Raw genomic sequence first — 13071 nt, 5'->3', positions numbered from 1 at the left:
ACTGCATCCCTCTGACGCTCAAACGCTAGTGCGGAGAGTTAACCCCCTCGGCAGCTGGCTGTTTGAATTGATGGTCGAACAACTGGCGGAACACCCCGTCCTTCTCGATCAGGGTTTCAAGATTGCCTTCTTCAAGAACTTCGCCTTCCTGAATGACAACAATCTTGTCCGCCTCAAGCACGGTCGACAACCGATGGGCGATGACAATCGTCGTTACATTCTCGGTCAGCCTGTCCAGAGCTTTTTTCACAAGCGTCTCGGATTCCGCATCGAGGGCACTGGTGGCCTCGTCCAGCAACAGGATTTCAGACTTGCGCAGAATTGCGCGCGCGATGGCAAGCCGCTGTTTTTGCCCCCCGGACAAAAACGCGCCGTTCTCTCCGACCTGCGTATCGTAACCCTCTTCCAGCTTGCTGATAAAATCGTGGGCATGGGCTGCGCGGGCGGCTTCCATTACCTCTTCATCGGTGGCATCCGGGCGCGCGTATCTCAGGTTGTCCATAACCGAGGACGAAAACAAAAATGTCTCCTGGCCGACATACGAAATCTTCTGCCGCAGTGAAGCAAAGCTCACGCCCTGCAAGTCCTGACCATCTATCTCGACAATCCCGGAATCAGGATCATAGAACCGCATGATCAGGCCAAAGATCGTTGATTTACCACCACCGGACTGACCGACCAGAGCTGTTGTCTTGCCGGCTTCAAAGGTCAGGTTCATATTTGAAATGACCGGTGTGTTCCCCTTATACCCAAACGTCAGGTCCTTGAGACGGATTTCACCCGGCCCCGTGACCAGGGTTTTGGCGTCAGGGCTTTCCCGCATGGCGTCTTCTTCGTCCAGAAGCTCGAACATCATGTTGATCGGAACCAGCGCGGTCTCGATGATAACGCGCATCTTCGACAGCCGTTTTGCCGGCTCGTAAGCCATCAGCAAAGCCGTGATGAAAGACATCAGCTGACCAGCCGAGGTTGGTTCGCTGGCTCCGATGCCGATGGCGCTGATCACCAGAATGCCCGCAATCGCAAGACCTGCCAGAAGTTCCATCAATGGGCTGGCAATCGACTGCAACTTGGAAATCGAGTTCGCACGTTTCTCGACATTCCTGATCGCCCGGTTCATGCGGTTTGTCATGTGGTCTTCGAGGGCAAAAACTTTGATGATCGTAATCCCGCCCGACGTTTCCTGCAGGACTTTGATGATTTCAGACAGTGCCATCATCTCGGATTGCATGATCGCTTTGACACGCTTCAGCAACATGCGAACGCTGATTAACGCGACCGGGCCGACGACAAAGAACAACACCGATAGCATCGGTTGTTGGTAAATCATGACAAATATCAGACCAATCAAGGTCAGCAGATCGCGAACAAAGCTTGTCACGACGACATCGACAAGCCGTCTGGCGGCCTGCGCACCCTGTGTGACGCGCAACAACAGTCCCGAGGATTCGTTTCTTGAGAAAAACCCGACACCGCGTTTGATCAGCTTTGCATAAAGGCGCTCTTGCTGAACGGCAATAATACGGTTACCGGCGCGCGCCAGAAAGACCGCCTGAATGTACGACGCGATCGCCTTGCCAAAAAACAGCCCGATCACGGCGAGGGCGATCAGCCCGACCTTGGATCGCATTTCCGGCTCGGTCATCGCGTTGACGATGTTCTCCATCATCCACGCGGTACCGGCGGTCGTCCCGGCAACACCAACCATGGCCACCATTGCGATCCCGTACAGCCAGCCCTGACTTCTGAGGCTTTCGAACAGCAAGCGGCCAATATTACCAGATTTCCATTTGGCCCAGGTTTTTGTGATCATTCTTTTCTCCAAAACCTTCAGCGGTTCCGATGCCTGACAGCGTCGTGGTCATACCCCGGCACCAACCTGCGGCAGAGGTCAGCTGCGGTGCTGTTAGTTATGCGCGACTGCGTCAAGAATCCATAGGCAGCACACAGATATTGAGGCCGATGTGTCCCGGTTAACATCAATTACAATCTTTTTGAACTGATCTGTGCATAACAATATGTAATCGCAGACATTTTAGTAATTGCGCCAACAAGACAACCTTACCACAGAATATTTATCGGCGTTTTATCGCCACTCGACATCCCCCAGGAAAATATATCCCGCCCCGTAGATTGTCTTGATAAGGCGCGGATTTTTGGGATCTTCGCCCAACTTCGTCCGCAGCCGGGATATACGCACATCCATCGCCCGGTCGAAACTGTCACCTGCGGCACCGCCCAGTGCTTCCTGCATCTGGGCCCGGCTGATCAGGCGTTTGGGACTTTCCAGAAACAGCCGCAAAACCTCGCCTTCCGCATGGCTGAAAGGTGTTTCCGCTCCGCGGCCATCCTCCAGAACGTAACGATCAAAATGCGCGATCCAGCCATTGAAACGTGCCACATCCGATTGCGACGCCTGCACGCGCGGGGACCGCAACCTTGCCCGGATGCGGGCCACGACCTCGGCAGGGTCGAACGGTTTGGTGATGTAGTCATCAGCTCCAAGCTCCAGTCCGGTGACGCGATCCTGCACCTGGGCACGGCCCGAAATGATGATCACCGCCGCCCCTTGTTCAAGCGCCAGCCGGTGAACAAGCGCCAGACCGTCAGTGTCCGGCAAGGACAAATCGACCAGGCACACATCCGGCGTCACGCGTTTCAACGCAGCTTCGAATTCCCGAGCGCGGGAAAAGCTCTGGGTGCGAAAGCCAGCCTCTTCCAGCGCGTCGGTCAGAACACGTCGGATTTCAGGCTCATCGTCGACAATGGTGACCAGTGGTTGTGTCATCAGGCAGCCTCGGTACGGATCAGGGCGGACAGTTGCGCCCGGGTAAACGGCTTGCTCAGCACCGGCGCCAGCGTCAGCGCCTGCCGGTGGAGTGGATCGGAATAGGGCAAAGAGGTCATAAGAATACACGGCAGCGCAGGTTTAAGCTGCGCCAGCAAATCCAGACCGGTCCCCTGCCCTTCCAAACGAATGTCCGACAGCACAAAAGCAATGTCGTCGATATCCGCCGTCAGCGCCAGGGCTTCGTCGACCGAGGTTGCCTCGATCACCGAGAACCCAAGCTCGACCAGCATATCCCGAAACTGCCAACGCAGGTCGTCATTGTCTTCGACCAGAAGGACAAGGCCCTCCTGTTTCGGTGGGGCCGGACGATAGGGCAAACGCATGGCCACCGTCGCGCCCGAAGGGGTATTGCGCAGGTTCAGATCTCCTCCCGCAAGTTTCACGGTGTCGTAGACCATCGGCAGACCCAGCCCGGACCCTTTGCTGCCTTTAGTGGTGAAGAACGGGTTCAGAGCCTTCTCCAGGCCTTCCTCGGAAAAGCCTGATCCGGTGTCCGAGACCGCGATCTCGATCCAGATATCGCCAATCTTATGCGCACTGATGGTGATCTGACCGAACCCGCCGCAGGCATCGCGGGCGTTCAGTACCAGATTCAAAAGCGCGTCCTGAATCATGCCTGGGTCAAGCATCAGTGCCTCGTCGGGCAAAGTGTTAACCACCGACAGCCCCACGCCTCGCGGCAAGGAGGGAGAGGCCAGAACGCGCAGATCCTCCAACAGACCACGCATATCGGTCGCTTTCGGCTGAAAGGTGCGGTTTCCGGTCATGTCCGCGATCCTGTTCAGCAACTGCCCGCCCCGCCGGGCGGTTTGTTGGGTGGCATCTACCAGTTCCCGGGCCTCGGCCGGCAGGTCCATCTTTTCCAGCCGCGACTGCATTCCCAGAATGATCGTCAACAGGTTTGAAAAATCATGCGCCAGTCCGCTGGTCATCTGCGCCGCCATCGCCCGGCGTCGGGTCTGTTGCAGGGCAACACGCGCCTGAGTTTCCTCGGTGATGTCGACCGACATCACATAGACACCACCTTCACCATCCGGGGAAAACGACACGCGGATACGGCGGGAATCCTGATCTTCGGTAAACTCAAACACCGAGGCTTCGCCGCCATAGGCCTTTTTCAAATGGGGTTCGACACGCGGGAAGGCCGCAGACCCCAAAGCCGCTGAGACATGCATACCCAGAATTTCAGAAGGACGGCCCGGCATGACCGAGCTGAGCCGGCGGTTCGAATAATCATAGCGCCCGTCCGGGTCCAGATGCGCGATATGGGCCGGCATCATCTCGGTCGTCATACGCGTGCGGGCTTCGATCTCGGTCAGCTGGCGTTTGGCCTCTTCCAGCGCGGCATTGGTAGCGGCCAGTTTTCGGTTGGTTGCCGAAAGCTCTTCAGCACGGTCCAGCAACTGGCCCGACAATTCCTCGGACCGGGCGCGCAGCAGGGCCTCGGCCTTTTTGGTGTTGGTGATATCGGTGTAAACGGAAACCCAACCGCCTTTTGGCAGAGGCGCCCCTTCAACCGAAATTACCCGACCGTTGGCACGCACACGTTCCATGTAATGCGGTTCAAAGGTCAGCGCCTGTTGAACCCGCAACTCTACGGTTGCTTCTACATTCGCGTCTGTGCCGTATTCACCCCGCGCTGCCAGATAGCGGATCGTGTCCCGGAACTGCGCCCCGGGTCGGACCAGTTCGTCCGGCAAATCGAACATCACCTGAAACGGCCGGTTGCTGACAACCAACCGCAATTGGCTGTCATAAATCGACAACGCCTGCCCGATCAGATTCAGACCGGCAGTCGTCATTTCTTTTATGTGCTTTTCGGTAATGTCCAAATTCGCCCTCCCCGTAGCACATGCGTAACACCGGATCTGCCACAGGTGTAGAGGGCACAGACGCGACAGATTGGGTCAGTATCGCGGTTTGGTCTTTGCCCCGTCCGATGTCAGGGAACACAGCGACAGCGTGTGATCCATGTTGCGCATACGGTGCCGAAGCATCATCCGCCCCAGACGCGCGAGGTCCGCGGCGTAGTCGGTGTTCTCGGCAACATTCTCCATTTCGCCCTTACCCTGATGGTCAAACAGAAGCGGCGGCAGATCGGCGGCGAATTCGACCAGCGTGAAACGGTCATCCCGCAAGATATCCAAACACGAGTCGCTGTTGCCCGTACCCAGCTGTTGCTGCCACAAGCTGGGGTTTTCGGGCGCCGAAAAATCCAGTTCGCTGAACGAATAGCTGCGCCAATCCTCCGGGATCTGCCCTTGCAGCAACGGCATCAGGGATCGCCCGTCCATCGCGTTCGGGATCGGCGACCCCGCCCAATCCAGTATGGTCGGGGTGATGTCGATGGATTCTGTCGGCACAGTAACCACGGCTCCCGCCTGATCGTGATTACCGGGCATCCGGATGATCAGCGGCGTGTGATAGGCTGCGTCATAAACCGTCATCTTGCCCCAGGTGTGGCGGTCGCCCAACATCTCTCCGTGGTCGGCGGTAATCACCACAAGGGTATTGTCATATTGACCGCTGTCCTTGAGGAACTGGATTACACGGCCGACATGATGATCCACTTCGGTCGCCAGTCCCAGATAGACCGAGCGTAGTTTCCGGGCGTTTTCGGGCGTCGGATCCACGTTATCGAACCCTTCGACGAAATCCTTCGCCGATTGCTTTTCCATCGCGGGACCAAAGAAGGGGTGCATCGCACTTTCGTCAGCAGTATCTGCAAACCCTGCCGGCAGGGGCAACGCATCCGGATCGTACATATCATTGTAGGGGGTCGGCGCGACCAGAGGCGGGTGTGGACGGATATAAGTCAGATGCGCAAACCAGTTCTGGTCCTTGAACGGCGCCATGCTGCTGAGGAACGCATTGGTCAGAAAGGCGGTGTCGCTGTCCTCGGCCCGATACAGGGCAGGATCGTTCAGGCGCGGCGCACCACCGTTTGGCGAAACCGGCTTGTACACGTCCCAGTATTTCTCGAACGCGTACCCTTTCTGCATCAGATATGACTGCCAGGGATAAGACTCCTCCAACCGCATTTCGATGACTTCGTGAAATCCGGCCATAGGGTTTTCATAGGACGTCAGGATCGGATCACCCGGATCAAAGACTCGCGGATCGGCTGATGTGTCGGTATAGCCGAACAGCATGGGCAGGTAACCGGCCTTGCGCATCTCGGTCGCGATGCTTGGGGTGTCATGCCGCAATGGTGTGCCATTGCGGATTGACCGGTGGTTCATCGCATATTGCCCGGTCAGGATCGAGGCGCGCGACGGCCCGCAAGGGTTGGTGACCGAAAAGTGCCGGTCAAAGGTTACCGCCTCATCCATGAATGCGCGCAGGTTTGGCAGATCGACATGGGCCGCAAGGGCCCCGTTCAGGCAGTCCGCCCGCAACTGGTCGATGATGATGAACAGGACATTTCCGGGTTTCTGCATTTGGCCTAACCTGATTCCACCGTGGCGTTTCAGCTGTGATCTTTGTCGCGGTTCGGGCGATCGGGCAACTACTTCCTGACCTTGGGTTTTGATCAGGCATAAAAAACTGAACTTAAACGAAAAGCAGGGTTGATTCACGCAATCGGCCGCACCGACGCCGGGTCGCTCCCAAATTGTCACACTGCTGCTATTGCGCGGCGACAATTCCCGGCGGTGCGCAGAAATCCGTTGCAGCCTAACACGGTTTCACATCACATATCGTCATGACGCAGCCCATGATACATCCGGACCATGACGCCGATGGCGTCTGCCTGCGTATTTCGGGAGAAATGCTGACCCAGTCATTGGAAAAAGTGGAACAGGCATTCGCGGCGATAAAACCGCAAAGTGGAAAAGTCACATTTGATCTGTCCAAGGTCGAGGCGCTGGATACCGGCGGGGCTTGGCTGATTGCTGATCTGGCGCGGCGAGAGCGCGCCGTCGGAGCCGAGGTCCGGTTCGAAGGGCTGAGCCCGGCCCATTCCGCCCTGCTTGAATCTGTGGCCGAGAACATACCCGACGATCCAGGGATCGAAACCGAACGCCGCAGCTTTGCCGACTGGGTCGCCAGTATTGGCATGCGCACCGTAGGGTCGTGGAAAGACACGCTCTCGATGCTGGGTTTTCTTGGCCTGACGCTGCATCGATTGGTCCGAACTATAGTGATGCCGTGGCGACTGCGCCGGGCCGCACTGGTGTCGCAGATGGAGGAGGTCGGCTTCAAGGCGATCCCGATTGTGGCCCTGATGGGATTCCTGATCGGTGTCGTGCTTGCCTTTCAGGGTGCCACCCAGCTGAAACAGTTCGGGGCTGAGATTTTTGTGGTCGAGCTAATCTCGATCTCGGTTCTGCGTGAGCTGGGCATCCTGCTGACGGCCATCATTGTTGCGGGCCGGTCCGGGTCGGCCTTCACCGCGTCGATCGGGTCGATGAAAGTGCAGGAAGAGATCGACGCCATGCGCACGCTGGGACTGGACCCGATCGAGGTGCTGGTGATCCCGCGGGTCGTGGCCCTGTTGATCATGCTGCCGATCCTTGGCTTCATTTCCGATATGGCGGCCCTTTTTGGCGGCGGCTTGATGAGTTGGATCGATCTGGACATCAGCCCCGGCATGTTTGTGACCCGCTTGAAGGAAAGTACCGGTATCTGGCATTTCGCCGTCGGCATGATCAAAGCCCCGTTCTTTGCGTTGGTGATTGGCGTGATTGCCTGCTGGCAAGCGATGCAGGTCAAGGGATCGGCCCAAAGCGTCGGCCAGAGAACAACGGCCTCGGTGGTGCAAGCCATCTTCATGGTCATTGCGCTGGATGCTCTGTTCTCGATCTTCTTCTCGGCACTGGATGTCTGACATGGACGGAACCGTGCTGGAACAGGCCTCGGATACCAACGCCCAGCGAGAGGCGGTGATCCGCGTGCGCAACCTGACCAACCGGTTCGGACCGCAGGTCGTGCACGACAACCTCAATCTGGATGTCTGGCGCGGCGAGGTGCTGGGCATCGTTGGCGGCTCGGGCACTGGTAAGTCGGTGCTGCTGCGCACGATTGTCGGGCTGAACAAACCCGCCTCTGGCACTATCGAGGTGCTGGGTGTCGACGTGTTGAACGGCCCGGAACAGGAACGCCGACGCATCGAAAAGCGTTGGGGCGTTGCGTTTCAGGACGGCGCCCTGTTTTCCTCGCTGACCGTTTTGCAGAACGTCATGGCGCCACTGCGCGAACACACAGGCATCAGCGAAAAGCTGATGCAGGCCCTGGGAAGTCTGAAGATCAGCCTTGTCGGCCTACCGCAATTGAGCTGCGGCAAATTCCCCTCGGAACTGTCGGGCGGGATGCGCAAACGCGCGGCTCTGGCCCGCGCGCTGGCGCTGGACCCCGAGATCGTGTTTCTGGACGAGCCCACCGCCGGGTTAGACCCGATCGGGGCAGCGGCCTATGACGAACTGATCGGAGAATTGCAGCACGCGCTGGGGCTGACCGTCTTCATGGTCACGCATGATCTGGACAGCCTTTATGCGATTTGTGACCGCATCGCGGTTCTTGCGGAAAAACGCGTTCTGGTTGAAGGACCGATTGAAGAAATGACCAAAGTCGATCATCCTTGGGTGCAGGAATACTTCACTGGCCCCCGGGCGCGCGCGGCGCAAGAGAAGGGGCAGGACAGGTAGAGGCTATGGAAACCCGAGCGAATTATATCCTGATCGGCGCTTTCACCCTTGCGGGTATTCTGGGGGCGTTCGGCTTTTTCCTCTGGCTCGCCAAATTCGAAGTGTCGCGGCAATACGCCTATTACGACGTGCTGTTCGACAATGTCTCGGGCCTGTCGGCGGCGGGCGGTGTGAGCTTTAACGGCCTGCCAGTCGGACAGGTGATTTCGCTGCAACTGGACGACAACGACCCGTCGAAGGTGCGGGTCAAACTTGAGGTCGATGCCGACATCCCGGTGACCGAGGATACGATTGCGCAGCTGCAATCTCTGGGCGTGACAGGGGTCAGTTATGTCGAACTGACCGGAGGATCGGCCAGCGGCACGCGGTTGCCGCAGAACAGTGTGATCAAAAGCAGGCGCAGTGCGATCCAATCATTGTTCGAAGGCGCACCGAAAGTGCTGGACGAGGCGGTCACGCTGCTGGAGAACCTCAATGCCGTGGTCGATGACAAGAACCGCAAATCGGTCAGCGATATCCTGGAAAATGTCGCCTCGGCATCGGGACGGTTGGACAAGACTCTGTCTGATTTCGAAAACCTGTCTTCTGATCTGGGCGGCGCGGCAAAGAAACTCGCTGACTTTACCAACAAACTGGACCCGTTGATAGAAAAAGCGGAAACAACCCTGACGACCGGCACGGATACGTTGGAAAGCATAAAGACCGCGTCTGTGTCCGCGACCGCCACCCTGGACAGCGCCAAGACGGCCATCGAAAACACCGACCGCGTTATTCAGCAAGATGTCCGCCCACTGATCGAACGGGCGACGACTTTGGCCGAAAACCTGAACGGCCTGTCGGATGAGGCTGACATTGCCTTGGCGACGATCTCGGAAACGTTCCTGAACGCAAACGAGACACTGGGGTCCATCACCGGCGCGATGGAGACTGCAAAAGGCACCCTGACCTCCGCCGAGCGCGCCTTTGACTCGGCCAACAAAGTCATAAACGAAGATGTCGGTGCCGTGATGGACGACATCCGCACGGCAGCGAACGAAGTGTCTGCGACCGTGAAAAACGTCACCGAGCGGCTGGATGATATTTCGGCCGATATCCTCAGCGCGTCCAAATCCGCCTCGGAATTGTTGGGCACCATTGACGGCATCGTGCAGGACAACCGCCGCCACCTGTCGGATTTCCTGCGGGTCGGCCTGCCCCAGTTCACGCGCTTTGTCGAAGAGTCACAGAGATTGGTCATCAGTCTGGACCGGCTCGTCGACAAGGTCGAACGTGACCCCGCGCGCTTCCTACTTGGAACCCAGGCATCGGAGTTTCGCCAATGATCAGGCTTTTTCTTGTGGTTCTTGCCCTTGTGTCGCTGGGGGGCTGCACGGGTCTGGGGACGCTGCGGCAGGCCTCCAAACCAAACGACCTGTACCTGTTGACACCCAAAAGCACGTTCTCGTCGTCGCTGCCGCGCGTTCAAAGGCAGATCGTGGTTCAGGAACCAACGGCCACTGCGGCTGTCAATACCGACCAGATCGCTATCCAGCCCACACCTTTGCAGGTTCAGTACCTGCCGCGCGCGCGCTGGGTTGATCGCGCTCCGCTGATCGTTCAGGCGCTGCTGGTCGAAAGTTATGAAAACAGCGGCAAGGTCGCCGCCGTCGGCCGATCAACCGTTGGATTACGCGCCGACTATGTCATCGTTCCTGATCTGCGGGAATTTCAGGGAATGGTGATCAGCGATGCTGACGGCAACCAAACCATCCGGGTCGAAGTTCGCATCAACATCAAGATCATTGACGAGTTCGAAGACAAGATCATCGCCTCGGATTCCTTTCGCGAGTTCGTAATCGCGGCCAGCGACCAGACCCCGGATCTGGTCAGGGCCTTTGATGAAGCTTTGGGCAAGACCATGCGGGACGCGGTGGAATGGAGTGTTCAGAAAATCCACACCCACGCCGCCAACAACCCTCGTCAATACTAAGCTAAGCAAGAGGGGCGCTGCTGGAAAACAGCGCCCCGAGTCCGGTATCACTGCGACAAGCTATCGGCCAGCCGCATCAGTGTGATGGCTTCGGATCGATAGCCGAACGGGTCCTGACCTTTGGCCCCATCGGCCAGCGCGATCGCATCCTCATAGGACCAACCCCCCAGGTATTCCCCGCCGCGCAGCAACTGGCCAAAACCCGCGATGGCATATGAGAACCGGACATCCCCGGTCGCCTGCCCCCGCCCCGGCAGGATCGGTTCCTCAATCAACTGGCTTTCGGTTTCACCGGGCAGTTTGTAGCGCATTTTGAAGAACCCGATCTCGTCGGACCCATCAGATGCCGATTGTTCTGCGTAACGCAGCGGACTATTCCGGATGGCATCAGAGCCCACAGGCGTTACCTCGTAGATCGCCGTCACCGTATGGCCAGCGCCGATGTCGCCTGCATCCACCTTGTCGTTCGAGAAATCCTCGCGCCGCAGGACACGGGTTTTGTATCCGATCAGGCGGTACTCGGCGATTTGCGCCGGATTGAATTCGACCTGAATCTTGACGTCATTGGCAATCGGGAACAGGGCGCCGGTCAATTGATCGACCAGCACTTTGCGCGCCTCGCCCAGCGTATCGATATAGGCCGCCTGGCCGTTGCCGTTCTGGGCCAGCGCCTGCATGGTTGCGTCATCCAGATTGCCCCGGCCAAAGCCCAGAACGCTCAGGAATGTGCCGCTGTCCCGTTTGCGGGCGATGAATTCTTTCAGGGCGTCGGGGTCAGACAGGCCGACATTGAAATCGCCATCGGTGGCCAGAATGACCCGAGTTATCTCTCCGTCCTCTGCCATGCCTTCTGCCACCTGATAGGCTTGTTGCAACCCGGCCTGCCCGGCGGTCGAGCCCCCGGCCTCCAACCGATCCAGCGCAGTCAGGATCTTGCTTTTCTCCGAGGCCGCCGTCGGCTCCAGCACCTGCCCGGCGCTGCCCGCGTAAGTGACGATCGAGACCTGATCCTCGGGCTGCAGTTCCGACAGCAACAGACGGAAGGACTGCTTCAGCAATGGCAGTTTGTTCGCATCCTGCATCGACCCGGAGGTATCGATCAGAAATACGAGGTTCAACGGCGGACGATCCTCGATCTGCGGAAGCGCCCCCTGAATGCCGATATGGACCAGTTGCGTGCCCTCGTTCCACGGCGTTGGCGAGACGGTAATGGCCGGGCGGAACGGTGCATCCCCTTCGGGCGCTGGATAGCTGTAGGGGAAATAGTTCACCATCTCTTCCACCCGCACCGCGTCTTTCGGTGGAAACTGACCGCGCAGCAACGAGGACCGGACAATCGAGTACGAGGCCGTATCAACATCAATCGAGAAGGTCGATACCGGGTCGTCCGCCGTGACTTTCAGCGGGTTGGTTTCGGCATTGGCAAAGGCTTCGGTGCTCTGTTCTGGTGCGAGACGAAGCCCGTCCGACCCCGGAGGCGGCGCTATCGAAACCGCGCCTTCGTACAATCCGCCACTTGCCACGCCAAAATCTGCGGTGGCGCCCAAGCCATTCATCTGTCTTTTGCTCAGCTCGCGGACTCCCGGTGCTGGCGCTACGGGTTCTTCGATCGCCACCGGCGCTTCTACAACTGGTTCCTCCAGAGCATCCTGCATCAGGTTGTTATCAACCACGGCCTCCTGATCAGATTCCGCCGTTTGAACCGGAGCCTCAGCACGGCTGGTTTCACTCCAGGATGTGGGGTTCACGACATAGTCCCGGGTCTGCGGCACGATCATCACCAACGCTACGGCGGCGATTGCAGTTGTCGCGGTCAAAGCACCACGATGCGATAGGGCATTCAACATGGATTTCACTCCTTCTGTCACGCGGGCCATCAGGCCTCGCTTGACAGTCGGACGCGTGGCGGCACGCGATCCTTGGGCCCGGTCGAAAATTTTCTGCGCCTGTTCCAGATTTTTTGCCCGCCGCTGCGCATCCGGCGCGGGGGTGGCGGCTTTCATCAGCGTTTTGAGGTCTTCAAGATCGTCTGTCATGGGGCCAGCTCCTCTTGCCGCAGGGCGCGCAGGCGCTTGCGGATATCCGACATGCGCCAGGACACCGTGCCCTCGGACACGCCCAGCACTTCGGCGGCTTCGGCATGGGTCATTTCGTCTTCAAGCGTCAGGGCCAGCGTGTCCTGCAACTCCTGCGGCAGTGACCGCATAGCCCGTTGCAGCCAATCGACGGCTTCGGCGGTTTCCGCAGCCTCGGCCCGCCGCATCTGTTCGACATCGCCCCACCCCACTGCGGCGCGACTGTGGCTGGCCTGACGGCGGCGCGCGTCTTCGGCGGCGTTGACGACAACCCGGTACAGCCAGGTGGTGAACTTGGCCTGCGCCCGAAACCCTGCAATCTTGGCTGGCAAGGCCGCGCAGATATCCTGCGTCAGGTCTTCAGCCTGATCAGCCCGCCCGGTAAGGCGAAAGGCCAAACGGAAAACCCGGTCGTAATGCCGCGCCAACAGGGCAGCAAACGCGTCAACGTCGCCTTTTGCAGCGGCTTTGGCCAGATCCTCATCCGATGTTGTCATGCGCATCACAAAGGGTAGGACGGATCGAAACGGT

10 protein-coding genes are annotated in these 13071 nt (G+C 58.5%); 4 read left to right on the top strand and 6 right to left on the bottom strand.

What is annotated here, in order from left to right; translation table 11 throughout:
• Positions 1 to 25 precede the first annotated feature (25 nt).
• The 4 genes from ACR0KW_RS19960 to ACR0KW_RS19945 all read right to left on the bottom strand — a co-directional run bounded on the left by ACR0KW_RS19960 (position 26) and on the right by ACR0KW_RS19945 (position 6291).
• Positions 26 to 1813 (bottom strand): ABC transporter ATP-binding protein, encoded by a 1788-nt coding sequence (locus tag ACR0KW_RS19960; protein ID WP_480806554.1) that lies wholly within the window; start codon positions 1811 to 1813, stop codon positions 26 to 28.
• A gap of 273 nt (positions 1814 to 2086) precedes the next feature.
• On the bottom strand, positions 2087 to 2788 hold the full coding sequence (locus ACR0KW_RS19955; RefSeq protein WP_480806553.1) for a response regulator transcription factor: 702 nt from the start codon (positions 2786 to 2788) through the stop codon (positions 2087 to 2089).
• Positions 2788 to 4653: a hybrid sensor histidine kinase/response regulator gene (locus tag ACR0KW_RS19950; RefSeq protein WP_480806574.1), complete on the bottom strand. Its 1866-nt coding sequence runs from the start codon at positions 4651 to 4653 to the stop codon at positions 2788 to 2790. The genes ACR0KW_RS19955 and ACR0KW_RS19950 overlap by 1 nt, the downstream gene beginning before the upstream one ends.
• A 105-nt stretch (positions 4654 to 4758) precedes the next feature.
• Positions 4759 to 6291, bottom strand: a complete 1533-nt coding sequence (locus ACR0KW_RS19945) for a sulfatase-like hydrolase/transferase (protein WP_480806552.1) — start codon at positions 6289 to 6291, stop codon at positions 4759 to 4761.
• A gap of 275 nt (positions 6292 to 6566) precedes the next feature.
• Between ACR0KW_RS19945 and ACR0KW_RS19940 the strand changes: the two genes are divergently transcribed.
• Genes ACR0KW_RS19940 through ACR0KW_RS19925 form a run of 4 tightly spaced genes read left to right on the top strand, consistent with a single transcriptional unit; the run spans position 6567 to position 10465 of the window.
• The gene (locus ACR0KW_RS19940; RefSeq protein ID WP_480806551.1) at positions 6567 to 7679 is read left to right on the top strand and encodes an ABC transporter permease; all 1113 of its coding nucleotides are present in this window, start codon (positions 6567 to 6569) and stop codon (positions 7677 to 7679) included.
• Position 7680: 1 nt separating this feature from the next.
• Positions 7681 to 8496 (top strand): ABC transporter ATP-binding protein, encoded by an 816-nt coding sequence (locus tag ACR0KW_RS19935; RefSeq protein WP_480806550.1) that lies wholly within the window; start codon positions 7681 to 7683, stop codon positions 8494 to 8496.
• Positions 8497 to 8501: 5 nt separating this feature from the next.
• The gene (locus tag ACR0KW_RS19930; RefSeq protein WP_480806549.1) at positions 8502 to 9818 is read left to right on the top strand and encodes an MlaD family protein; all 1317 of its coding nucleotides are present in this window, start codon (positions 8502 to 8504) and stop codon (positions 9816 to 9818) included.
• Positions 9815 to 10465, top strand: a complete 651-nt coding sequence (locus ACR0KW_RS19925) for an ABC-type transport auxiliary lipoprotein family protein (protein ID WP_480806548.1) — start codon at positions 9815 to 9817, stop codon at positions 10463 to 10465. The genes ACR0KW_RS19930 and ACR0KW_RS19925 overlap by 4 nt, the downstream gene beginning before the upstream one ends.
• Before the next feature lie 47 nt (positions 10466 to 10512).
• Here ACR0KW_RS19925 and ACR0KW_RS19920 read toward each other — a convergent pair whose 3' ends face one another.
• Positions 10513 to 12501, bottom strand: coding sequence for a vWA domain-containing protein (locus ACR0KW_RS19920; protein WP_480806547.1), 1989 nt, complete (start codon positions 12499 to 12501; stop codon positions 10513 to 10515).
• A complete protein-coding gene (locus tag ACR0KW_RS19915; protein WP_480806546.1) occupies positions 12498 to 13037 on the bottom strand; it encodes an RNA polymerase sigma factor in 540 nt (179 codons plus the stop codon). The genes ACR0KW_RS19920 and ACR0KW_RS19915 overlap by 4 nt, the downstream gene beginning before the upstream one ends.
• Positions 13038 to 13071 lie beyond the last annotated feature (34 nt).

This window comes from Ruegeria sp. CG11 (assembly GCF_056537245.1).
This window is presented reverse-complemented; position numbering and strand designations above follow the sequence as displayed.

Coding starts and splice junctions, on each gene's coding strand:
- ACR0KW_RS19960 (WP_480806554.1), bottom strand. CDS start 1,813: ATGATCACAAAAACCTGGGCCAAATGGAAATCTGGTAATATTGGCCGC.
- ACR0KW_RS19955 (WP_480806553.1), bottom strand. CDS start 2,788: ATGACACAACCACTGGTCACCATTGTCGACGATGAGCCTGAAATCCGA.
- ACR0KW_RS19950 (WP_480806574.1), bottom strand. CDS start 4,653: ATGACGACTGCCGGTCTGAATCTGATCGGGCAGGCGTTGTCGATTTAT.
- ACR0KW_RS19945 (WP_480806552.1), bottom strand. CDS start 6,291: ATGCAGAAACCCGGAAATGTCCTGTTCATCATCATCGACCAGTTGCGG.
- ACR0KW_RS19940 (WP_480806551.1), top strand. CDS start 6,567: ATGATACATCCGGACCATGACGCCGATGGCGTCTGCCTGCGTATTTCG.
- ACR0KW_RS19935 (WP_480806550.1), top strand. CDS start 7,681: ATGGACGGAACCGTGCTGGAACAGGCCTCGGATACCAACGCCCAGCGA.
- ACR0KW_RS19930 (WP_480806549.1), top strand. CDS start 8,502: ATGGAAACCCGAGCGAATTATATCCTGATCGGCGCTTTCACCCTTGCG.
- ACR0KW_RS19925 (WP_480806548.1), top strand. CDS start 9,815: ATGATCAGGCTTTTTCTTGTGGTTCTTGCCCTTGTGTCGCTGGGGGGC.
- ACR0KW_RS19920 (WP_480806547.1), bottom strand. CDS start 12,501: ATGACAGACGATCTTGAAGACCTCAAAACGCTGATGAAAGCCGCCACC.
- ACR0KW_RS19915 (WP_480806546.1), bottom strand. CDS start 13,037: ATGACAACATCGGATGAGGATCTGGCCAAAGCCGCTGCAAAAGGCGAC.